Genomic DNA, 22,086 nt, shown 5'->3' with positions numbered 1-22,086 from the left:
GAGGCGGCGCGGGAAAGAGATTCGATGGGGCCGCTGCCCTCATCCAGCCCTGCGGGTCACCTTCTCCCGTGAACGGGAGAAGGGACAGCCTTCGATGCGGTCTGTTTCGAGTCCCTGCACTCGCCCACGTAACGGTTGCTCTCACGCTCCTGCTTGCGCTCCCTCTCCCGCTTGCGGCGACCGCAGGCAGTGCAAGGCTGAGAGGGCTGGGGTGAGGGCCGCTCGCTCCTGTTCGCGGCCACCAGCGAGTCCTTGTCCCGACCATCCAACCCCTTTCCCGCAGAAACCCGGGGAATTCCGCCCTCGCCGCCCTCGGTCGCGGCTTTTTGCCCAATCCCGCTTTTTGCCGCACTGCACTTTTACAGGGGCCGGCGGCGGATGCGATCATCGGCGGATTGCGTGGCGCCCGGTCCTTGCCGGCCGGCTCCGCACATACGCTGCCGCACTTGAACGATCACCCGCGATGGAGACGCCGATGGCCTCGTCCGCTACGCCCCAATTAACCTTCCGAGCCGTCCTGCTATCCGTCTTCCTGGCGGTGATCCTGGCAGCAGCCAATGCCTACCTGGGCCTGTTCGCCGGCCTGACCATCGCCACCGCGATCCCGGCCGCCGTCATCTCGATGGGCGTGCTGCGCCTGCTCGGCGGCGGCACGATCCTGGAGAACAACATCGTCCAGACCGGCGCCTCGGCCGGTTCCTCGATCGCCGCCGGCGTGATCTTCACGATCCCGGCGCTGGTGATCCTGGGTTACTGGCAGGACTTCCGTTATTCCTGGGTGCTGGCGATCGCCGGCCTCGGCGGCCTGCTCGGCGTGCTGTTCTCGGTGCCGCTGCGCCGCTCGATGATCGTCGAAGACCCGCTGCCGTTCCCGGAAGGCAAGGCCGCGGCCGAAGTGCTCAAGGCCGGCGAGAACCCGGGCCCGGGCCTGAAGATTCTCGCCCTGGCCGGCGGCATCGGCGCGCTGGTCAAGGTCGCCGCCGAGAGCGGCATGCGCCTGATCCCGGACAACGCCATCGTCTCCGGCTGGATGGGCAAGTACCTGGGCTTCATGGGCACCAACCTGTCGCCGGCGCTGCTCGGCGTGGGCTACATCGTCGGCCTTAACGTCGGCATCGTGGTGGTGTCCGGCAGCATCCTGTCGTGGCAGTTCGCGATTCCGATCTACCACATGTTCTTCCTCGGCTCCGACCCGGAACTGGCCGCGCGCATCGCCGACGGCAGCGCCGAGCAGATCGGCCGCGCCATCTGGTCGGCCAAGGTGCGTTACCTCGGCGTCGGCACCATGCTGATCGGCGGCGTCTGGACTTTGTTCTCGCTGCGCAAGTCGCTGATGTCGGGCGTCAAGAGCGGCCTGGCCGCGGCACGCAAGGGCAGCGGCGGCGTGGTCGCCGAGACCGATCGCGACCTGCCGATGAAGTGGATGCTGATCGCCCTGGTCGCGTTCGTGATGCCGCTGTTGCTGTTGTACCAGGCCATCGTCGGCAACTGGTTCGTCAGCGTGCCGATGACCATCATCATGATCGTCGCCGGCTTTTTGTTCGTATCGGTATCGGCCTACCTGGCCGGCCTGATCGGCTCGTCCAACAACCCGGTGTCGGGCATCACCATCTCGACCATCCTGTTCGCTTCGGCGGTGCTGGTGCTGATGCTCGGCCGCGACTCGCCGATCGGCGCCGTCGCCGCGATCATGATCGGCGCGGTGGTGTGCTGCGCCGCGGCGGTCGGCGGCGACAACCTGCAGGACCTCAAGGCCGGCTACATCGTCGGCGCGACGCCATGGAAACAGCAGCTGATGCTCGGCATCGGCACGTTCTCGTGTGCGTTGATCATGGCGCCGGTGCTGAACCTGCTCGCCGCCGCCTACGGCATCGGCGCGCCGACCGCGGAGCATCCCAACTCGCTGGCGGCGCCGCAGGCGACCTTGATGGCCTCGGTCGCCAAGGGCATGTTCGGCGGCGAACTGCCGTGGACGATGATCGGAATCGGCGCCGCCATCGGCGCGCTCATCATCGCCTTCGACGAATGGCTGAAGTCGCGCAAGGCCAAGTTCCGCGTGCCGGTGCTGGCCGCGGCGATCGGCATTTACCTGCCGCTGGAACTGATGGTGCCGATCTTCCTCGGCGGCCTGCTGTCGCACATCGTCGGCCGTCGCCGCGGCCTGACCGCGAATAGCGACGAAGCCGAGGTCGACCGCGTGCACCGTCCCGGCACCTTGTTCGCCGCCGGCCTGATCACCGGCGAGGCGCTGATGGGCATCGCCATCGCGTTCCCGATCGTGATCAGCAAGCGCGCCGACGTGCTGGCCCTGCCGGAACGCTTCCACTTCGGCGCCGGCATCGGCCTGCTGGTGCTGGCGGTGGTGGTGTGGCTGTTCTACCGCAGCAGCCGCAACGCGCCGGTGCCGCAAGCCTGATCCGATTCGACGGCCCGGCGCTCAGCCGGGCCGTTCGTCTTCAATCCCTCGCCGATCGCTGCGCATCCGCTCGATCGGCCGATCCGTTAACGCAAGAGGTTTCGCCATGACGCCACGCCACGCACTCCTGCCGATGGCCCTGCTGCTGGCCTGCGCATCCGCGCCGGCTTTCTCGCTCACGCCGCCGCTGCCGCGCGGCCTGGAAGTCCGCGATCTGGCGACGATGGACCGCGTGTCCTCGCCGACCTTGTCGGCCGACGGCCGTCTGTTGGTGTTCGCCCAGCGCAGCGTCGACTTCGCCGCCAACAAGTCCTCGACCTCGTTGTGGATCGAAGACCTGTTCGCGCGCGATGCGGCGCCGCCGAAGCGGCTCACCCCGGAAGGCTGGAACGTCAATTCGCCGTCGTTTTCGCAGGACGGCAAGCTGGTGTATTTCCTCAGCGCCAAGAGCGGCAGCAACCAGCTGTATTCGATCGACTGGGCCGGCCGGGGCGCGCCCAAGCAGCTGACCGCGTTCGACGGCGACGTCGGCGGTTACCAGATCTCGCCCGACGGCAAGCGCGTGGCGTTCAACGCCGAAACCTATGCCGAGTGCGCGGCCGACCTGGCCTGCACCAAGAAGAAGCTCGACGCGGCCGAGAAGAACAAGGCCAGCGGCATGGTCTTCGACCGCATGTTCATCCGCCACTGGGACGCCTGGAACGATGGCCGCCTCAACCGTCTGTTCGTGACCGAGCTGCCGGCCGCCGGCAAGACCGTCGCCACCGCCAAGCTGGTCGGCGCCGACGTGATCGGCGACGTGCCCTCGCGTCCGTTCGGCGACAGCAGCGAATACACCTGGTCGCCCGACGGTCGGTCGCTGGTGTTCAGCGCGCGCAAGGCCGACGCCAAGGAACCGTGGTCGACCAATTTCGATCTTTACCTCGTCGCCGCCGACGGCAGCGGCGCGGCCAAGAACCTGACCGCGTCCAACCCCGCCTGGGACACGGGCGCGGTGTTCGCCGCCGACGGCAAGACGCTCTATTACCGTGCGATGAAGCGTCCGGGCTTCGAGGCCGACCGCTTCGGCCTGTTCGCGCTCGACCTGGCCAGCGGCAAAGCGCGCGAGATCGCGCCGGACTGGGACCGTTCGGCCGAGAACATCGTGCTGTCGGCCGACGGCAAGACGATTTATACCTTGGCCCAGGACGTCGGCCAGTTGCCCCTGTTCGGCGTCGACATCGCCAGCGGCAAGCCGACCCGTTTGATCGGCGACGGCAGCCTCGGCTCGCCGCAGCTGGCCGGCAAGACCTTCGCCTTCACCCGCAACAGCCTCAAGAGCGGCGATCAGATTTTCGTCGGCGGTCTCGACGGCGCACCCGAGCGCGCGATCACCCCAAGCGCCAGCCAACGCCTGCCGGGCGTGCGTTTCGGCGAGTACGAGCAGTTCGACTTCAAGGGCTGGAACGGCGACACCGTGCACGGCTACGTGGTCAAGCCGTGGAACTACCAGGAGGGCCAGAAGTATCCGGTCGCGTTCCTGATCCACGGCGGCCCGCAGGGCAGCTTCGGCGACGGTTGGAGCTATCGCTGGAACCCGCAGACCTATGCAGGCCAGGGCTATGCGGTGGTGATGATCGACTTCCATGGTTCCACCGGTTACGGCCAGGCCTTCACCGATGCGATCAGCGAGCATTGGGGCGACCGCCCGCTCGAAGACCTGCAGAAGGGTTGGGCGGCGGCGCAGAAGAAATACGGCTTCCTCAACGGCGACAAGGCTTGCGCGCTCGGCGCCTCGTACGGCGGCTTCATGGTCAACTGGATCGCCGGCAACTGGCAGCAGCCGTGGAAGTGCCTGGTCAGCCACGACGGCGTGTTCGACCAGCGCATGATGGGTTACGCGACCGAAGAGCTGTGGTTCACCGAGTGGGAGCAGGGCGGCACGCCGTACGACGTACCGAAGAACTACGAGAAGTTCAACCCGGTCAACCACGTCAAGGACTGGAAGGTTCCGATGCTGGTGATCCACGGTCAGCTCGATTACCGCATTCCGGTCGAGCAGGGCATCGGCGTGTTCACCGCATTGCAGCGCCAGGGCATCGAGTCGAAGTTCCTGTACTTCCCGAACGAAAACCACTGGGTGCTCAAGCCGCAGAACAGCGTGCAGTGGCACGACACCGTCAACGGCTGGCTGAAGCAGCACATCGGCGAGTAAACGCCGCTCCGAATGCCTAGGCATCAGTGCCCCTTTGAAAAAAGGGCAAGGGGATTTGCTCCTCGCTCTCAGAGCGAAGCAAATCCCCCGCGCGCCGATTGCCGAATCGACATCGAACAACGCAACGCGCAGCCCCCTTTGTCAAAGGGGGCGACGTTATCGTCGCCTGCAACTCGGGGCTTGGCGATGATGCGGTCGTGGTCGTAGCAATGGCAGTGGTCGCAGCCCCGACAACGGCAACCGCAACAGCAACAGCAGCCCAGCAACAACAGCAACTTTGCCTTAGCTGTTCCCCCCTTTGAAAAAGGGGGGCAGGGGGGATTTGCCGTTCCGACACCCAAGACGAATCCCGCCCGCCGATTCGCCGCCCGGGCTTCTTTATCGCAGCGCTGAGTCGTTCTCCTGAATGGCGTTTCTTCCAGATGGGAGGTGACGACCGCGGTCCCTCTCCACGCGCAAGCCCGTTGTCATCCCGCACCGGCGGCCCTTGCTCCGATCCCGCATCCGAAGTAAAAGCGAGGACGTTTTACCGCTCGCTCATCCCTGGGGAACACCGGCATGCCAGAAACCGCCCGCACGGCGCTCATCAGCAACGACATCGTCGTCCTCGGCCTGATTGCGGCGACGCTCGGGCTGGTGTTCTGGACGTCTTCGCGCGAGACCGGGCTGTGGAAGAAGTTCTACACCTACGTGCCGGCCCTGCTGCTGTGTTACTTCATCCCCGGGATCTACAACACCATCGGCCTGGTCGACGGCGCGAATACCAAGCTCTACAACCCGGTCGCCAGCCGCGTGCTGCTGCCGGCGGCGTTGGTGCTGCTGACCTTGACCATCGACCTCAAGGGCGTTTTGAAGCTCGGGCCGAAGTTGCTGGTGATGTATGCGGTTTCGTCGCTCAGCGTGATGATCGGCGCGATCGCGGCTTTCCTGCTGATGCGCGCGGTGCATCCGGAAACCGTGGCCGGCGATACCTGGGGCGGCATGGCCGCGCTGGCCGGCAGTTGGATCGGCGGCGGCGCCAACATGCTGGCGATGAAGGAGATCTTCCAGGTCGACGCGACCACCTTCGGCCAGTTCGCGGTGGTCGACGTCGGCGTCGGCTATGTCTGGATGGCGGTGCTGATCTTCCTGGCCAGTCGCGCCCAGGCCATCGATGCGCGCAGCGGCGCCGATACCCGCGGCATCGAGGAGCTCAAGCAGCGCATCGAACAGTTCCAGGCCCAGCATCAACGCGTCGCCAGCCTCAGCGACCTGGCGATGATCATCGGCATCGCCTTCGGCGTGGTCGGGCTCGCGCACGCCATCGCGACGCCGCTGTCGGGCTGGTTCGCGGCCAACGTGTCCTGGGCCAAGACGGTCAGCCTGCACGAGCCCTTCTTCTGGGTCGTGGCGATTTCCACCTTCGCCGGCCTGGCGCTGAGCTTCACCCGCGCGCGCACGCTGGAAGGCGCGGGCGCCTCGAAGATCGGCAGCCTGCTGCTGTATTTCCTGATCGCCTGCATCGGCCTGCAGATGGACATCCTGGCGCTGCTCGACCGGCCCTGGTTGTTCGCGCTGGGCCTGATCTGGATCTCGATCCACATCGTGCTGCTGTGGACGGTTGGGCGCCTGTTGCGCGTGCCGTTCTTCTATTTCGCGATCGGCTCGCAAAGCAACATCGGCGGCCCGGCCTCGGCACCGGTCGTCGCCTCGGCCTTCCATCCCTCGCTGGCACCGGTCGGCGCCCTGTTGGGCACCCTGGGCTACGCGACCGGCACCGGCCTGGCCTATATCGTCGGCATCACCCTGCGTTCGCTGGCGGGCGCTGCGCCGGCTTGAGGCGAGGGCGGCCGCAGCGCCGGCAACCATCATCGTTGCCGTTGCCGTTGCCGTGAAGATTTTGCCGTGGCCGTGGCCGTGGCCGTGGCTGTTGCTGTGCGTCGCCTCGCACTAGCGAAGGCGATAGAAGACCCGGAGGGCGGCGCGCAGGGATGCGCGCCGTTTTTCATCGGGACAGGGATGTCCCGTATGAAAAATCCCGGCGTATGCATCGCTCGTGCGGGCTTGTGATTCAAAACAAAAGCATTTTTCTTTGGTGACTTTCTTTTGTTGCTTTAGACAAAAGAAAGTTACCCGCCGCTTTAGTGGCGGAAGCTTTTGGCGTTTGATCTTGCTTCGCAAGAAGCCACAAGCCATAAGCCACAAGCAAGTGCAAAGCTTCCGTCCGCTACGCGGCCGGGTTACTTTCTTTTGCTAAGCCCAAAAGAAAGGTAACCAAAGAAAAGGGCTCTCCTTGCAAGGGCACAGGCCACGAGCGCGATGCTAGCGCCGGGATTTTTCGATAGGACATCCTTGTCCTATCGAAAAACGGCGCACGTCCTGTGCGCCGCCCTCCGGGTCTCCACTTGACCGGCAAAGCAAGAGCCGCAGCCACGGCCAAAGCCAAAGCCAAAGCCAAAGCCAAAGCCGAAGCCAAAGCCAAAGCCAAAGCCAAAACCCATGAATATAGGCGGAGACGGCGAAAGATCTGCGCCGGCCAGATAAGCGGTCACAGTTTGCGATCGCAGAAAGTCCCTGTGAGGAGGCGTCTATTCTGCCTGCGAAGCGCCAGCTGCCATGCGGCGAAACCCCCAAAGAAAAGGCCGCCCGAAGGCGGCCTCTCGTTCTCGCGGAACCCGATCAACAACACCCGAACCGCCCACCCCCGTAACGCGCCTCCTGGCGCTCGCGGAAGAAGGTCGCGTAGTCCGGGATCGGCCGCTCGGGATGTTTTTCCATCAGGTGGCGGACATAGTTGTCGTAATCCGGCACCCCGCAGCACAGCCGCGCGGTCTGCACCAGGCGATGCCAGGTGCGCTTGTAGAGCTGGTACTGGCTGGCGGGAACGAGCGCGGTACCCATCACACGTTCGCCATTTCGTGCGGCTTCAAGGCCACGTACGGGGATTCGCGGTCGCTGCGTTCGGGGTTCGCGCGCGCCTTGGCGATCGCGCGCAGCGAGTACACCAGCACGCTGAACACCACGAACAGGAACAAGCCGGTCAGCACCGTGTTGACGTAGCTGTTGAGCATGATCTGCTGCATCTGCTCGATGCTCTTCGCCGGGGCGACCACTTCGCCCTTGGCGATCGCGGCCTGGTACTTGTGCGCCTGGGCGAGGAAACCGACCGCGGGGTTGTCGTCGAAGATCTTGATCAGGCCGGCCGCACTGGTGCAGATCAGCAGCCAGATCGTCGGCACGATCGTCACCCAGGCATAGCGGTCGCGCTTCATCTTGAACAAAGCCACCGTGCATAGCATCAGCGCGATGCCGGCGAGCATCTGGTTGGCGATGCCGAACAGCGGCCACAAGGTGTTGATGCCGCCGAGCGGATCGACCACGCCTTGGTAGAGGAAGTAGCCCCACAAGGCGACGCAGCCGCCGGTGGCGAGCAGGTTCGGGCCCCAGGCTTCGGTGCGGCGCAACGCCGGCACGAAGCTGCCGAGCAGGTCCTGCAGCATGAAGCGTCCGGCGCGGGTGCCGGCATCGACCGCGGTGAGGATGAACAAGGCTTCGAACAGGATCGCGAAGTGATACCAGAACGCCATCGTGTTCTCGCCCGGCAACACGTTGTGCAGGATCTGGGCGATGCCGACCGCGAGCGTCGGCGCGCCGCCGGCGCGGGCGAGGATGGTGTTTTCGCCGATGTCCTTGGCGGTGCTCTGCAGCATCTCCGGGGTGACCGAGAAACCCCAGCTCGAGATCGTCGCCGACACCGCGTGCACGTCGCTGCCGACCAGGGCCGCGGGGCTGTTCATGGCGAAGTACACGCCCGGTTCGATCACCGAAGCCGCGACCAGGGCCATGATCGCGACGAAGGATTCCATCAGCATGCCGCCGTAGCCGATGTAGCGCATATGCGATTCATTGGCGAGCAGCTTGGGCGTGGTGCCCGAGGAGATCAGCGCATGGAAGCCCGACACCGCGCCGCAGGCGATGGTGATGAACAGGAACGGGAACAGGCCGCCTTTCCAGACCGGGCCGGTGCCGTCGGTGAACTGGGTCAGCGCCGGCATGCGCAGGTCGGGCATCACGACGACGATGCCGATCGCCAGCGCGATGATGGTGCCGATCTTGAGGAAGGTGGACAGGTAGTCGCGCGGCGCCAGCACCAGCCACACCGGCAGCACCGCAGCAACGAAGCCGTAGCCGATCAGCATCCAGGTGATCTGGGTGCCGGTGAAGGTGAAGGCCGGGCCCCACACCGGATCGGCGGCGACCTTGCCGCCGTACCAGATCGCCGCGAGCAGCAGGATCAGGCCGACCACCGAGATTTCGCCGATCTTGCCCGGGCGGATGTAGCGCATGTACACGCCCATCATCACCGCGATGGGCAGGGTCGCCATAACCGTGAACATGCCCCAAGGGCTTTCCGCGAGCGCCTTGACCACGATCATCGCCAGCACCGCGAGGATGATGATCATGATCAGGAAGGCGCCGAACAGGGCGATGGTGCCGGGGATGCGGCCCATCTCCTCGCGCACCAGGTCGCCGAGCGAGCGGCCGTTGCGGCGGCTGGACACGAACAGGACCATGAAGTCCTGCACCGCGCCGGCCAGCACCACGCCGACGATCAGCCACAGCAATCCGGGCAGGTAGCCCATCTGCGCGGCGAGTACCGGGCCGACCAGCGGACCGGCGCCGGCGATGGCGGCGAAATGGTGGCCGAACAACACGTGCTTGTTGGTCGGGACGTAGTCGAGGCCGTCGTTGTTGATGATCGCGGGCGTGGCCCGGGTCGGGTCGAGCCGCATCACCTTCTCGGCGATGAACAGGGAGTAGTAGCGGTAGGCGACCAGATAGATCGATACCGCCGCGACCACGATCCACAACGCATTGATGTGTTCGCCGCGCCGCAGCGCGATGGTGCCGAGGCAGAACGCCCCGAGGACTGCGAGGGCCGCCCAGCCCAGTTTGCCGAGACCACCTTTCATGACGACCCTCCCAGATTGAACTCAGGCAGCGTCGCCCCTGGGTCGGCGCGGGTCAATGCGCAGTGCCGCAATAGCGGCTGATACTTTGGTCTTAGGGTCGCGGTTCGGGCGACTGGAAATACGGATTCTGGCGCTTGGGGCGGTGGCTACGCGGTGAGCGATCTTGGCGATGGCGGAGCGGTGTAGAGCAAATCCCCCGGCACCGCCGGTCTGATCGGACCTCCGAGCGCCGCAGGCGCCAGCCCCCTTTGTCAAAGGGGGCGAGTTGTCGATGGCTGAGGCGGTGATCTGGTCGAGGCAGCGTCGTGGCTGTTGCTGTCGCTGCTGAGTCGATGCCGCTGCCGCCTTTGCTGTTCCCCCCTTTGGAAAGGGGGGCAGGGGGGATTTGCTCTTGACGCCCCTACAACCACTTCGCGCGTTTGAAGCCGATATACAGCACCAGGCAGATCGCGATCACCGAGCCGATCAATACCGCATAGCTCCATTGCCCCGGCAACTCGGGCATGTGCACGAAGTTCATGCCGTACCAGCTCGCGATCAGGGTCGGGGCGGCGAGCAGGGCGGCCCAGGCGCCGAGGCGCTTGACCACTTCGCCCTGGCGCACGGTCACCAGCGACAGGTTGACGCTGACCGCGGCGGTCAGCATTTCGCGCAAGGTGTCGGTGGTCTCGTTGATGCGCACGGCGTGGTCGAGCACGTCGCGGAAGTACAACTGGATCTCTTCGTCGACCAGGCCGCCGCGCGAACGCGCGAGCTGGCCGAGGATGTCCTGCAAGGGCGACACCGCCATGCGCAGGCGGGTCAGTTCGCGCTTGAGGTCGTACAGCTCCTGCACGGTCTCCTTGCGGAAATCCTCGGCGAAGATGTCCTTCTCGAGCTCGTTGAGCTCCTGGGTGAAGCCTTCGACGATCGGCATGAAGTTGTCGACGACGCTGTCGAACACCGCGTACAGCGCCGCACCGGGGCCGTGTTCCAGCAAGTCGGGCTCGCGTTCGATGCGCGCGCGCGCGCTCTTGTAGCTGATCGAAGCGCCGTGGCGCACGGTCACCAGATAACGCGGGCCGACGAACATGTGCGTCTCGCCGAAGCGGATGCGGTTGTCGATCTTCTGCGCGGTGTGAATGGCGATGAACAGCGAGTTGCCGTAGGACTCGATCTTCGGCCGCTGATGGGCGTTGTGCGCGTCCTCGACGGCGAGGTCGTGCAGGCAGAACTCTTCCTGCAGTTTGTCGAGGATGCCTTCGTCGGGCTCGTACAGGCCGACCCAGACGAAGCTGCCGTCGTCGACGGCCAGCACGTCGCTGATGGCGTCCAGGCCGATGTCGCGGCGGGTGCCGTCGCGGCTGTAGGTCGCGCAGTTGATGACGCATTGGGGCAGGGTGGGATCGCTCATGGCCCGAATCCTGCCCGCGCAAGACGGCTGCGGCAAGCCGTCATGCCAGGCGCAATCGGGCGGCTTTACGGAACCCGGCCCACAGCCCGACCTGGATCGGCAGCCACAGCGCGATCCAGTGGGCGTTGCGTTGCGGATACACCGGCAGCCAGTACAGGAACAAGGCCGCCAGCGCGCACAACGCGACCAGGCCGGTCAGCCAGACGAACACCGGGCCGGTCTCGCGGCCGCGCAGCGCGCGCCAGCCGCCGAACCACAGCAGCAGGCAGAGCGGGTTGAACAGCAACAGGTTGCGGTTGGCCCAGATGTAGTTGTGGCCGGTGTCGACCCAGGCGTACAGCAGGACCGCGCCGACCAGGCCGAGCACCGCCCACAGCGGCAACGCCGCGACCGCGAGTACGCGCGGGCTGCGCTCGCCGATCCAGGCCAGCGCCGCGGCGATCGCCAGGCCGGCCAGGGCCCAGGGCCACCACGGCAGCGGCTGGTCCTTGGGCTCGGGCGAGATTTTGTGCGGCAGCAGCGGCCGTTCTTCCTGGACCAGGGGCTGGCCTTGCAGGTTCTTGACCTCGCGCAGCGCCGCCGCGAGCCGGCTCGGGACGTAGGACTCGGCCCACACCGGCACCGGTTTGTCGGTTTCCGGGCCCATCATCACGTCGAGCACCAGCCACATCCACGGTTCCGGCGCCGACAAGCGCAGCGCTTCGCTGCGGAAGCTGCTGCCGTGCGAGCGGCCTTCGGTCTGGCGGCGCAGTTCGCCGCCGAGCACTTTGTCGATGGCGTCGCGCACGCGCGTGGCGCAGTTGTCGTCGAAGTACTGATAACGGTAGTAGGCGTTCTCGGGCAAGGCGTTGACGCGCAGCGCCTCGGCCAGCTCGCGCGCCTGCTTCGGGGTGAGGTTCAGCCACTGCACCGACACGCCGCGGCCTTCCTGTGCGTACTGCGCCATGTCGTCGTCGAACGGCAGGGCCAACAGGCGATAGCGCATGTCGTTGCGGATGAAGCGTGGGACGAAGTCCGATTCGGTCGGATCGAAGTAGCCGAAGTTGTACGAGATCGCCCGGCCGCTGGCGGGGTCGAGGACGACCAACGCGTCATGGCCGAAACGCGACCAGAACTCTTCGCCGGGCTGCATCGTGACCATGCCGACACGCGGCGTGGCGGTGGTCGTTGCGGTGGTGTCGGCGGGCTGCGGCGCGGCCGCCAGCGTGCCGGTCGGTGCGGCGAAGGCGATGCTGTGGAGCAGGAGCAGGCTGGCGAGGGCGAACGACCGGACGAATCGGAAAGTGGAGGTCACAGGCGACAGGGTCCGGCGAGGCGAATAGCGGCCATTGTAAACAGCCACGGCGACAGGGTTCGCCCGGAGCTCTAACCGATGAGCCGCTCCGCAGTCAGGTCGGCGGCTGCGGATCGGTGCCAGGCTCCGCATGGCTGCAACGCCCCCGGCCGGCCATTCCGCCTGGTGTGGTGCGGGGGACGTAGTGGCTCAAGGGGCCATGGCGGCCCGGACAGGCCGCCTCTTCGCGGGCCACGTCTTCGGGGCGCACGAGCTTGCCGTGCGCCGCCCAGGCGGTCACAGGCTGCCGAGCACGCCGACGTGGAAGGCATGCACGCGCCGCGCATCGGCGCTGGCCACGCGGAACACGAAACGGTCGAGGGTGAGTTCTTCGCCGGCCTCGGGCAGGTGCCCGATCGCCGCGGTGACCAGGCCGCCGATGGTGTCGTACTCGTCGTCGTCGAAATCGGCGCCGAAGCGTTCGTTGAAGTCGTCGATCGGGGTCAGCGCGTCGACCACGTACTGGCCGTCGGCCTGGGCCGCGATCAGCGCGTTCGGGTCTTCGGCATCGTCGTGCTCGTCGTCGATCTCGCCGACGATCTGCTCCAGCACGTCCTCGATGGTCAACAGGCCGGCGACGCCGCCGTGTTCGTCGATCACGATGGCCATGTGGTTGCGCGATTGGCGGAACTCGCGCAACAGCACGTCCAGGCGTTTGGATTCGGGAATCAACACCGCCGGACGCAGCAACTCGTGGATCGTGCCGGGGCCGTTGTCGGCGACCACGCCGCGCAACAGGTCTTTCGCCAGCAGGATGCCGAGGATCTCGTCTTTGTCTTCGCCGTGCACGGGAAAGCGCGAGTGGCCGGACTCGACCACCATCTTCATCAGGTCGAGGAATTTCGCCTCGGCCGGCAGCGCGATCATCTGCGAGCGCGGGATCATCACGTCGCCGACGGTGAGGTCGGAGACCGCGATGGCGCCTTCCATCATGTGCAGGGTGTCGGCGGCGATCAGACCGTCGGATTGCGCATCGCGCAGCAACTCGACCAGATCTTCGCGGGAGCTGGGTTCGCCCGACAGCGCGGAACTGATGCGGTCGAGCCAGGAACGCCGTTTCTCGGGGATTTCCGGCGCGTGGGTGCTACTACTGTCGTCCTCGGACATTCGACTCTTGAACTGTGGCCCTCGGGGGGAGGGCTGTGCCGCAAGTCTAACCCGGAAGGTCGGCATGGGGCGGTCAAGGCGCCGTTCGGCCCCTGGTAGCGGGCTGCCGGTCGCGCTTTGTAGCAATCCTGCAACAGGGGCGGCGACCGCCGCGAATGCGCGCGAGATGGCCGCCGTTCGGCGCCGAAGCGGGCTTTGCGCGGGCTCCGGCGTGGCCGCTCAGCCATCCCGGCAACTGCGTACCTGGGCGGTGGACGCCTGCCCCAGGTGGAAGCGGCCGGCATTGGACAGCACGACCGTTCCGGCCGGATCGGCCTGCGCCGAGCACAGGGTGAAGGTCAGGTTGGTGCCGGCGATGTCGCCGTCGGGTTGGAACACGATGCGCGTGCGGCCCAAGGTGCTGTGCAGGCGGAGGTCGCCGCCGAGCGCCGGCCGGCGTTGGATCAAGGTGTCGCGGGCGGTGAATTTGCGGTCGCCGTCGACATCGGCGAACACCAGCCAGCCGCGGCTCCAATCCGGGCGCCCGCTGCAACCGCCCTGGGCCGGTGCGGGGCACATCACGGTCGCGCTGCCGGCCGCCACCGCGAGGCGATTGGCGACCAGGAAACTGTCGACCAGGGCCATGCGGGTGTGGCCGATGCGCACTCGCGCGACCGCGTTGAGCAAGGCCGGCATCGCCACGCCGATCAACAAGAACACGATGGCCAAGGCGGCCACCACTTCCAGCAACGAGATTCCTTTCATCCGACGCATACCAGGCTCCTTCCTGCGATGTGGGCAGTCTGGGCCGAGGCGCGAGGACGGCGCATAGGAAATGCGCCCGCGCCGGAGTGGGGATTCGTCGGTGAGGGAGCTAGGACGCCATCGGGCCCGGCAGGCCCGCATCAGGGCGAATCCGTCGATACCGAGCGGGCTTCCCGGCGTTTGCCTGCAGCGATGCAGTGCCGCCGGCACGGTGTCGGAATCGGCCGACAGCGCCCTGGGGATTATGCCGACACTGGCGGAACCTCAGTCCGAACTCGCACCGTCGCGTCCGCGCCGTGCAGTTCGCAGCGTCAGTCTTCGATGTACGGGTCGGCGATGCCGAGGCTGGCGAGGATCTCGCGTTCGAGTTGTTCCATGCACTCGGCTTCGCGTTCGTCCTCGTGGTCCCAACCCAGCAGGTGCAAGGTGCCGTGCACGGTCAAGTGGGCGTAGTGATCGTTGAGCGCTTTCTTCTGTTCGCGGGCCTCGCGTGCGACGACCGGCGCGCAGATCACCAGGTCGCCGAGCAGCGGCAGGCGCACGCCTTCGGGCAGGCCCTCGGGCATGTCGGCCGGGAAACTCAGCACGTTGGTGGCGTAGTCGCGGCCGCGGTAATGGCGGTTGAGCGAGCGGCCTTCCTTGTTGTCGACCACCCGGATCGCCAGGTCGGCCTCGCGGATGCGGCCTTCCAGCGCCGCGGCGACCCATTTACGGAAGCTGTTCGCCGCCGGCAGGCCCTTGCGCGGCACGCCGTAGTTGATCGAGACATCGAGACGGATCGGACCTTTGGTCATTGCGGCGGTTCACTGTTCGGCGGTTCGTGGTTTGCAGCCTGCGCTTCGCGGTGGCTGGTCGATAGCGCAGGCCGAAGCGCGGTCCTGCGATAGCGCGATCCTCCGATCGCGTGGGCGCGGCCGGGGCCGCGCCGGGTCAAACGCCCGGCCCGGTCTCCACGTCCTTGGCGTCGCGCGCGTCGTAGGCGCTGACGATGCGCGCGACCAACGGGTGACGGACCACGTCCTTGGCCTCGAAGAAGGTGAAGCTGATGCCGTTGACGTTGCGCAACACGTCGAGCGCGTCGCGCAGGCCCGACTTCTGGTGCTTGGGCAGATCGATCTGGGTCAGGTCGCCGGTGACCACCGCGGTGCTGCCGTAGCCGATGCGGGTCAGGAACATCTTCATCTGTTCGATGGTGGTGTTCTGGGCTTCGTCGAGGATCACATAGGCATCGTTGAGCGTGCGGCCACGCATATACGCCAAGGGCGCGATCTCGATCACGTTGCGTTCGAGCAGCTTGACCACTTTCTCCACGCCGAGCATTTCGTACAGCGCGTCGTACAGCGGGCGCAGATAGGGGTCGACCTTCTGGGTGAGATCGCCGGGCAGGAAGCCGAGCTTCTCGCCGGCCTCGACCGCCGGGCGCACCAGGATCAGACGCTGCACCCGCGTCTCGTTGAGCGCTTCGACCGCGCTGGCGACGGCGAGGAAGGTCTTGCCGGTGCCGGCCGGGCCGATGCCGAAGTTGATGTCGTGAGTGGCGATCGCGTGCAGGTATTTGGCCTGGTTGGCGCCGCGGCCGCGGATGGTGCCGCGCTTGACCCGGATCGCGACTTCCTGCGGTTCGATGTCGTCGGCCACGACCTGGTCGGCGCCGGTTTCGGTCAGGGCCAGGTGAATCGCGGCTTCGTCGAGGGTTTCCGCGGCGGAGTCCTTCCACAGATTACGCAACAAGCGTTCGGTCTGGCCGACCGCCGCGGCCGGGCCGTCGATGCGGAACACGTTGCCGCGGTTGGCGATCTCGACGCCCAGGCGCAGTTCGATCATGCGCAGATGGCCGTTGAAAGGCCCGCTCAGATTCGCCAGGCGTTCGCTGTCGACGGGGTCGAGGGTGAATTCGGAAACGGTGCGTGCGGACATAGAGGAAGCGTAAGAAGTTCGCGTGATGATGACGCGTCGAGGCCTTACAGCTTGCGCCTGTCGGAACGTTTTCGCAAAGCCGCGGGGTGGCTCGAGGGCGGCCCGGATGAACGCCGCCGCTGCTGCACCGGCCTTGCGTGGCCGGCAGTGCGAGTGGCGAGATTCATGGGCGGCAGCCTCGCTTGGGGGCGTTGCTGTGGGCTCGGCGTGCGGGCGCAGCGATGCTCGCTCGGCCGTGCCGAATCAGCCGGCCCGGATCAGCCGGTCCGGTTCAGTCGGTACGGTTCAGTCACGCGGCAGGCTGCCTTCGCGCCAGGCCCGCCATACGCGCAGCGCGCCCATCAGGGTCAGCAGGATCGAGCCGATCAACCACAGCAGGGTGATCGCGTCGGCGTCGAACACGCCGCTGCGGTAGGCGCGCATCAGCGAGCGCACCAGGCCGAGCACTCCGAGGCCGAGGAACCAGAAGCCGACCGCGCCGCGCGAGATCAAGCTGGGCTTGGGTTGGGGGTCGGGCATGTCGTGTCCTCGTGAATGCGAAAAGATGCAGCGGCCGCAGGTTTACTGCGGCTGCAACAGCGGGGCCGCGCCAGGACGCCACAAGGGTACGCCGGCCAGCAAGAGACCGATGGTCGCGGTGACGAGGCCGCCGGCGATGTCCCAGGCGTAATGCTGGCCGGTGCTGATCACGCTCGGTGCGAGCGCGATCAGCGTCAGCCAGATCCACGGCCGTGCCCGCGGGTATTGCAGGCCCGCGCCGACCGCGACCACGGCCGGGATGGTGATGTGCCCGGACGGGAAGCAGTTGTTGACGTCGTCGAGCGCATACAGGCAGTGCCAGGCGAATGCGGTGAACGGGTCCATCTCTTCGGGCAGGCCCGAGCGCAGCATCCGCGTCGGCCAGGCCAGCCAGATCGCGGCGTTGAGCGACATCGCGATGGCGTACGCGCGCAGGGTAGCGAGCAGCAGGCTGCGCTCGCGGATCGACAGCAACAGCGCCGGGCCGGTGAACAGCAGCAGCCAGTACGGCCAGATCGTCCAGGCCTGCCAGCCGATCCACTCGTCGATGAAGGTCAGCGGCAACAGCCGCGGCTCGCGCAGCGGATAGGTGTTGATGGCGAGGTAGAACACGGTGGCGATGGTCATGGTCGCCAGGACCATGGCGATGCGTCGCGGCAAGGGCACCTCGGTCGAGGTCGCGGCGGTCGTGTCGATGGAGGCGGCAGTCATGCGGACGGGGTCATCGGTGGGGAGGCTCGCGCTGAAGTCATCGTTGCGCTCGCGGCGGATGGGCATGGGCGGAGATCCGTCCATGTGGCTGCGGTGTGCAGGATCGTCGATACCGGGCCTGGATGGCCAGTAGCTAGGCTAGGGCCGTGTCGTCGCAGGTGTCGCCGGCTCGGCAGGGCCGGTCGGTTCTATCGGAGAACCGGGCCCAGGGGCCATACTGAGGTGGATTCGTAGCCACGATACGACCGAATGCCATGACGACGACGCTATGACGACGAAGCTCGGCGCAGCCCGATCGCAGCGCTCGTGGACAGTTCGCATGGGCAGGGACGCATGACGACGCAACGCATCGTGGTCACTGGCGCGACCGGTTTCGTCGGCGGCGCGCTCGCCCGCCATCTGGTCGCGACGCGCCCCTGGACCCAGGTCGTCGGCCTCGGTCGCGACCCCGCGCGCGGCCGCGCGCTGCAGGCGCAGGGCATCGAGTTCGTCGCCATCGACCTGACCGACGAGGCCGCGGTGCATCGCGCCTTGCGCGGCGCCGACATCGTCGTGCACTCGGCGGCCTTGTCGAGCCCGTGGGGACGGCGCGCCGATTTCGTCGCCGCCAACATCGACGCCACCGATCACGTCGTCGCCGCCTGCATCGCGCGCCAGGTGCGGCGGCTCGTGCATATCTCCACGCCCGGCATCTATCACGATGGCCACCCGCATCTGGACATCCGCGAAGACCATCCCTTGCCGGCGCAGGCGGTCAACGACTACGTCGCGACCAAGCTGATCGCCGAGCGGCGGGTGTTCGAGCGCTGCGCGGCCGGCGGCGTGTCCGCGCTGGCCTTGCGGCCGCGGGCGATTTTCGGCCCTGGCGACACTGCGATCCTGCCGCGCCTGGCGCAGGCGCTGCGCAGCGGCCGGCTGCGCCGGATCGGCCATGAGGACTGCCGGGTGGATCTGACGTACATCGACAACGTCGTCGACGCGATCGTGTCGGCGATCGATGCCTCCTGGCGATTGAACGGCCGCGTCTACAACATCAGCAACGGCGAACCGGTCGCGATCTGGGGCGTCATCGACCGGCTCGCCGACGCTTTGTCGTTGCCGCGGCCCAGACGGCGCATGTCCAAGTCGTTGGCGCTTGCCGTGGCAAGCGGCGTGGAAGCCTGGTATCGCCGCTTCAGTCCCGATCGCGAGCCGCCGCTGCTGCGTTACGGCATCGAATTGCTCAGTGTCGACATGACCCTCGACATCGGCCGCGCCCGCAGCGAGCTGGGCTATCGGCCGCGCGTGACGATGGAAGACGCGCTGGCGAAAACCCTCGGCGAACTCGCGCGAGCGCAGGTGCGACGGTGAGCGGCGAGGTCACGCTGACGCTCGGCGTGTCCGGGCACAGCTGCGCCGACCCGCGTCATCTCGGTTTCGACGCCGGTGCGGCGATGAGCTTCCCGGCCGGCTGGGCCTTGATCGAGCACCCGCTGCAGGGCGCGATCCTGTTCGACTGCGGCTACGGCCCGCAGGCGCGCCTGGCGATGCGGCGCGGCCTGCGTTGGCTTTATCGCCGCGTCATTCACGCCTGCTCGGCGCCGCATACCGACGCGGCGGCCTTGCTGCAGCGGCGTGGGCTGGCTCGCGATGAAGTGCGCATGGTCGTGCTGAGTCATTTCCATCCCGATCACATCGGCGGGCTCGGCCAGTTCCCGCAGGCGCGTTTCGTCGCTCATGCCGATGCCTGGCGGCAAGTCGAGGACTCGGGCTGGTTCGGCCTGCTGCATGCGCAGATCTGGAAGGAACTGCTGCCGGCGGATTTCGTCGCCCGCCTGCAGTTGCTCGACGAACGCGGCCGGCGCGGGCTCGACGGCGACTTGGCGACGCTCGGCGGAGAAGGCTGGGATCTGTTCGGCGACGGCAGCCTGTTCGCGTTGCCCTTGCCGGGGCATGCGCGCGGCCAGATCGGCTTGGCGCTGCGTACCCATGACGGCGAGCGGGCGATCCTCGCTGCCGATGCGTTCTGGCGCCGCGAGCAACTCGATCTTGGTCGGGACTTGCCGTGGCTGACGCGGCTGCTGGTGATGGACGATGCGAGCGCCTACCGCGACACCTTGCGGAGGCTGACGCGCTTCCGCGATACCCATCCGGGGGCCTGGTTGATCCCGGCGCATTGCGCGCAGACGCTGGCGGAGTGGCGGCGGCGCCATCCGTCGGCGGTGTTGGAGGCGGAGGCGGGCGAGCGGGGCGGTTGAGACTAGCCTCTTGTGGGTCGCCCTGCGGGGCTAAAGTTGCATCGCGAGTTCGGAACTGCGCCAAGCTCGCCGTTGCCGTTGCCGTTGCCGTTGCCGTTGCCGTTGCCGTAGCAGTGGCTGTTGCTGTGCGCAGCTTCGCACTAGCGAAGGCAATCGAAGACCCGAAGGGCGGCCTGCATGGATGCAGGCCGTTTTTCATCGGGACAGGGATGTCCCGTATGAAAAATCCCCGCGTTGGCATCGATCGTGCGGGCCTGTGATTCAAAGAAAAGCATTTTTCTTTGGTTACCTTTCTTTTGTTGCTTTAGACAAAAGAAAGTAACCCGCCGCTTTAGTGGCGGAAGCTTTTGGCGTTTGATCCTGCTTCTTGAGATACCACAGCGAGAGCAAAGCTTCCGTCCGCTAACGCGGCCGGGTTACTTTCTTTTGCTAAGCCCAAAAGAAAGCTAACCAAAGAAAAGGGCTCTCCTTGCAAGGGCACAGGCCACGAGTGCGATGCTCGCGCCGGGATTTTCCGATAAGACGTCCCTGTCTTATCGGAAAACGCCGCACGTCCTGTGCGGCGCCCTCCGGGTCTCCACTTGACCGGCAAAGCGGCAAAGCAGATCAAAATCTCGGCAACGGCAACGGCAACGGCAACGGCTCTACATGCCGCGCAGCGGTCTGTGCCGCGGCGCCAATGACCAATCCCGGGGCAAACCTTGGCTGCGAGCACGTAACGTCGGTCAGTCGCGGCTCGCGCCGCCCCCTAAATAGGCGGCGCGATGGCGTTCGGACGACGACCGTCGGTCGGCTCGGGCTTGCGAACTAATTAATTGTTGAATTAAATATGGCGCATGGACACTGCGCCCCCCACTAAACCGCCTGCCAAGCGCGCGGCCAAAGCTGCCGCCAAGCCTGCCGCCAAGCCGCGCTCTGCCGGCCGACCTGCCGCGAACAAGCGCGCACCGGGCCGGCCGGCTGCCGCCGACAACCCCGATCTGCGCGCGCGCCTGCTCGACGCGGCGATCGTCTGCTACGCCCGCCAGGGCATCGCCGCGACTTCGCTGCGCGCCATCGCCAGCGAGGCCGGGGTCAATCCGGCCCTGCTGCATTACTACTTCGGCGACAAGGAGCAGTTGCAGGAGGCGGTCAGCAACGAACGCCTGCTGCCGGTGTTCCTGAGCCTGCGCGACAACCTGACCCGCGAGCCCGGCGACGTCATGGATCTGATCGCGGGTTTCGTCCACGGCATCGGCCAAGTCATCGCCGCGCATCCGTGGCTGCCGTCGCTGTGGGTGCGCGAGGTGCTGTGCGAGGGCGGGGCGCTGCGCGAGAGCCTGCTGCTGCAGAAGATCGGCCCGCTGGTGCCGCAGATGATGGCGCGGCGTTTCGCCGAGGCCCAGCAGCGCGGGCAGATCAATGCCGACCTGGACCCGCGCCTGCTGATGGTGAGCCTGGTCGGCTTGACCCTGTTCCCGGCCGCGAGCGCACCGATCTGGCGGCGCTTGTTCGACGCCGACGATCTCGATCTCGACACCCAGCGCCGTCATGCGTTGGCCTTGCTCGACCGCGGCCTCACTCCCTGATTGCGAGAACCCTGCGATGGATACGATCAAGCACGCACTCAGGCCGCACGCAGGTCCGTTCGCGCTCGCTCTGCTGTGCATCGCCCTGGCGGCCTGCAAGGAAGAGCCGGCGCAGGCGCTCGGCACCCTGGAATGGGACCGGGTGACTTTGCCGGCACCGGCGGCGGAGAAAGTCGTGCGCATCGACGTGCGCGAAGGCCAGCGGGTCAAGGCCGGTACGCGCGTGTTGCAACTCGAACTCGACCGCGGCCGTTCGCAGTTGAGCGCGGCGCAGGCGCAGGCGCGGCAATCGGCCGATGCGCTGGCCGAGCTCGAAGCGGGGCCGCGCAGCGAAACCATTGCCCAGGCGCGCGCCACCCTCGCCGCCGCCCAGGCCCAGGCCGCCGATGCGGCCGCGTACTACGCCCGTGTGCAGCCGCTCGGCCGCCAGCGCCTGATCGCCGCGGCCGAGGTCGATCGCGCGCGCGCCGCAGCCGGCAATGCGCAGGCGCAGGTGCGCGCCGCGCAGGCCGCCTTGCTGGAACTCGAACACGGCACCCGCCGCGAGCGCATCGCCCAAGGCCGGGCTGCATTGGCCGCGGCGCAGGCCCAGGCCGAGGTGCAGGCGGTCAACGTCGGCAAGCTCGACGTGGTCGCGCCGCGCGACGGCGTCATCGACAGCCTGCCGTACAAGCTCGGCGACCAGGCCCCAATCGGTTCGCCGTTGGCGGTGATGCTGGTCGGCGAGCGGCCGTATGCGCGCGTCTACGTACCCGAACCGATCCGGCAGGATGTGCGGGTGGGGCAGAGCGCACGCGTCTTCATCGACGGCCGCGAACAAAAATGGAACGGCCGCGTGCGGATGATCCGCAGCGAACCGAGCTTCACCCCGTATTACGCTCTGACCGGCGAGGACGCGGCCCGTTTGAGTTATCTGGCCGAAGTCGAGGTCATCGACACCAAGGCCGCGCAATTGCCGGCCGGGTTGCCGGTGCGGGTCGAGTTCGGGCCATGAG

At 66.8% G+C, this 22,086-nt stretch carries 17 protein-coding genes; 7 read left to right on the top strand and 10 right to left on the bottom strand.

Annotation, left to right across the window (positions count from 1 at the left end):
- Positions 1-475 precede the first annotated feature (475 nt).
- From LC490_RS19225 to LC490_RS19215, 3 genes are all read left to right on the top strand, one after another.
- The gene (locus LC490_RS19225) at positions 476-2,416 is read left to right on the top strand and encodes an oligopeptide transporter, OPT family (protein WP_031374008.1); all 1,941 of its coding nucleotides are present in this window, start codon (positions 476-478) and stop codon (positions 2,414-2,416) included.
- A 106-nt stretch (positions 2,417-2,522) separates the two neighbouring features.
- On the top strand, positions 2,523-4,610 hold the full coding sequence (locus LC490_RS19220; RefSeq protein ID WP_223621241.1) for a S9 family peptidase: 2,088 nt from the start codon (positions 2,523-2,525) through the stop codon (positions 4,608-4,610).
- A 558-nt stretch (positions 4,611-5,168) separates the two neighbouring features.
- Positions 5,169-6,428 carry a DUF819 family protein gene (locus LC490_RS19215; RefSeq protein ID WP_031374010.1) on the top strand — a complete coding sequence of 420 codons (1,260 nt, stop codon included), beginning with the start codon at positions 5,169-5,171 and terminating at the stop codon, positions 6,426-6,428.
- Between the two features lie 840 nt (positions 6,429-7,268).
- On the opposite strand, the gene LC490_RS19210 is transcribed toward LC490_RS19215, so the two are convergent.
- The 10 genes from LC490_RS19210 to LC490_RS19165 form a co-directional block, all read right to left on the bottom strand.
- Positions 7,269-7,490, bottom strand: a complete 222-nt coding sequence (locus LC490_RS19210; protein ID WP_057917336.1) for a YbdD/YjiX family protein — start codon at positions 7,488-7,490, stop codon at positions 7,269-7,271.
- Positions 7,490-9,562 (bottom strand): carbon starvation CstA family protein, encoded by a 2,073-nt coding sequence (locus LC490_RS19205; RefSeq protein WP_223621240.1) that lies wholly within the window; start codon positions 9,560-9,562, stop codon positions 7,490-7,492. The genes LC490_RS19210 and LC490_RS19205 overlap by 1 nt, the downstream gene beginning before the upstream one ends.
- Positions 9,563-9,962: 400 nt before the next feature.
- The gene (gene corA / locus LC490_RS19200) at positions 9,963-10,955 is read right to left on the bottom strand and encodes a magnesium/cobalt transporter CorA (protein WP_031374013.1); all 993 of its coding nucleotides are present in this window, start codon (positions 10,953-10,955) and stop codon (positions 9,963-9,965) included.
- Positions 10,956-10,995: 40 nt separating this feature from the next.
- Positions 10,996-12,249, bottom strand: coding sequence for a DUF4105 domain-containing protein (locus LC490_RS19195; protein ID WP_223621239.1), 1,254 nt, complete (start codon positions 12,247-12,249; stop codon positions 10,996-10,998).
- Between the two features lie 276 nt (positions 12,250-12,525).
- Positions 12,526-13,395: a transporter associated domain-containing protein gene (locus LC490_RS19190; RefSeq protein ID WP_031374015.1), complete on the bottom strand. Its 870-nt coding sequence runs from the start codon at positions 13,393-13,395 to the stop codon at positions 12,526-12,528.
- A gap of 219 nt (positions 13,396-13,614) precedes the next feature.
- Entirely contained in the window at positions 13,615-14,148 is a 534-nt protein-coding gene (locus tag LC490_RS19185; RefSeq protein ID WP_161786160.1) for a GspH/FimT family pseudopilin, read from the bottom strand.
- 302 nt (positions 14,149-14,450) lie between these two features.
- Positions 14,451-14,933 carry an rRNA maturation RNase YbeY gene (gene ybeY / locus LC490_RS19180; protein ID WP_031374017.1) on the bottom strand — a complete coding sequence of 161 codons (483 nt, stop codon included), beginning with the start codon at positions 14,931-14,933 and terminating at the stop codon, positions 14,451-14,453.
- Positions 14,934-15,069: 136 nt separating this feature from the next.
- A complete protein-coding gene (locus tag LC490_RS19175) occupies positions 15,070-16,056 on the bottom strand; it encodes a PhoH family protein (RefSeq protein WP_031374018.1) in 987 nt (328 codons plus the stop codon).
- Positions 16,057-16,341: 285 nt separating this feature from the next.
- The gene (locus LC490_RS19170; RefSeq protein ID WP_031374019.1) at positions 16,342-16,575 is read right to left on the bottom strand and encodes a hypothetical protein; all 234 of its coding nucleotides are present in this window, start codon (positions 16,573-16,575) and stop codon (positions 16,342-16,344) included.
- A 42-nt stretch (positions 16,576-16,617) separates the two neighbouring features.
- Positions 16,618-17,286, bottom strand: a complete 669-nt coding sequence (locus tag LC490_RS19165; protein WP_161786161.1) for a phosphatase PAP2 family protein — start codon at positions 17,284-17,286, stop codon at positions 16,618-16,620.
- A 333-nt stretch (positions 17,287-17,619) separates the two neighbouring features.
- Here LC490_RS19165 and LC490_RS19160 point away from each other — a divergent pair, with 333 nt between their 5' ends.
- The 4 genes from LC490_RS19160 (at position 17,620) to LC490_RS19145 (ending at position 22,085) form a co-directional block, all read left to right on the top strand.
- Positions 17,620-18,636 carry an NAD-dependent epimerase/dehydratase family protein gene (locus tag LC490_RS19160; RefSeq protein ID WP_223621238.1) on the top strand — a complete coding sequence of 339 codons (1,017 nt, stop codon included), beginning with the start codon at positions 17,620-17,622 and terminating at the stop codon, positions 18,634-18,636.
- A complete protein-coding gene (locus tag LC490_RS19155; RefSeq protein WP_223621237.1) occupies positions 18,633-19,523 on the top strand; it encodes an MBL fold metallo-hydrolase in 891 nt (296 codons plus the stop codon). Before LC490_RS19160 ends, LC490_RS19155 begins: the two co-directional genes overlap by 4 nt.
- Before the next feature lie 836 nt (positions 19,524-20,359).
- Positions 20,360-21,091 (top strand): TetR/AcrR family transcriptional regulator, encoded by a 732-nt coding sequence (locus LC490_RS19150; protein WP_081931384.1) that lies wholly within the window; start codon positions 20,360-20,362, stop codon positions 21,089-21,091.
- A 16-nt stretch (positions 21,092-21,107) separates the two neighbouring features.
- Positions 21,108-22,085: an HlyD family secretion protein gene (locus LC490_RS19145; RefSeq protein ID WP_223621236.1), complete on the top strand. Its 978-nt coding sequence runs from the start codon at positions 21,108-21,110 to the stop codon at positions 22,083-22,085.
- The last annotated feature ends 1 nt before the right edge of the window (position 22,086 follow it).

Origin of the sequence: Lysobacter sp. ESA13C (assembly GCF_019970005.1) — a bacterium.
Taxonomy (GTDB): domain Bacteria; phylum Pseudomonadota; class Gammaproteobacteria; order Xanthomonadales; family Xanthomonadaceae; genus Lysobacter; species Lysobacter antibioticus_B.
The sequence above is the reverse complement of the archived record's forward strand: the minus strand, read 5'-3'. Positions and strand labels throughout refer to the sequence as shown.

Coding starts and splice junctions, on each gene's coding strand:
- LC490_RS19225 (WP_031374008.1), top strand. CDS start 476: ATGGCCTCGTCCGCTACGCCCCAATTAACCTTCCGAGCCGTCCTGCTA.
- LC490_RS19220 (WP_223621241.1), top strand. CDS start 2,523: ATGACGCCACGCCACGCACTCCTGCCGATGGCCCTGCTGCTGGCCTGC.
- LC490_RS19215 (WP_031374010.1), top strand. CDS start 5,169: ATGCCAGAAACCGCCCGCACGGCGCTCATCAGCAACGACATCGTCGTC.
- LC490_RS19210 (WP_057917336.1), bottom strand. CDS start 7,490: ATGGGTACCGCGCTCGTTCCCGCCAGCCAGTACCAGCTCTACAAGCGC.
- LC490_RS19205 (WP_223621240.1), bottom strand. CDS start 9,562: ATGAAAGGTGGTCTCGGCAAACTGGGCTGGGCGGCCCTCGCAGTCCTC.
- corA (WP_031374013.1), bottom strand. CDS start 10,955: ATGAGCGATCCCACCCTGCCCCAATGCGTCATCAACTGCGCGACCTAC.
- LC490_RS19190 (WP_031374015.1), bottom strand. CDS start 13,395: ATGTCCGAGGACGACAGTAGTAGCACCCACGCGCCGGAAATCCCCGAG.
- LC490_RS19185 (WP_161786160.1), bottom strand. CDS start 14,148: ATGCGTCGGATGAAAGGAATCTCGTTGCTGGAAGTGGTGGCCGCCTTG.
- ybeY (WP_031374017.1), bottom strand. CDS start 14,933: ATGACCAAAGGTCCGATCCGTCTCGATGTCTCGATCAACTACGGCGTG.
- LC490_RS19175 (WP_031374018.1), bottom strand. CDS start 16,056: ATGTCCGCACGCACCGTTTCCGAATTCACCCTCGACCCCGTCGACAGC.
- LC490_RS19170 (WP_031374019.1), bottom strand. CDS start 16,575: ATGCCCGACCCCCAACCCAAGCCCAGCTTGATCTCGCGCGGCGCGGTC.
- LC490_RS19165 (WP_161786161.1), bottom strand. CDS start 17,286: ATGACTGCCGCCTCCATCGACACGACCGCCGCGACCTCGACCGAGGTG.
- LC490_RS19160 (WP_223621238.1), top strand. CDS start 17,620: ATGACGACGCAACGCATCGTGGTCACTGGCGCGACCGGTTTCGTCGGC.
- LC490_RS19150 (WP_081931384.1), top strand. CDS start 20,360: ATGGACACTGCGCCCCCCACTAAACCGCCTGCCAAGCGCGCGGCCAAA.
- LC490_RS19145 (WP_223621236.1), top strand. CDS start 21,108: ATGGATACGATCAAGCACGCACTCAGGCCGCACGCAGGTCCGTTCGCG.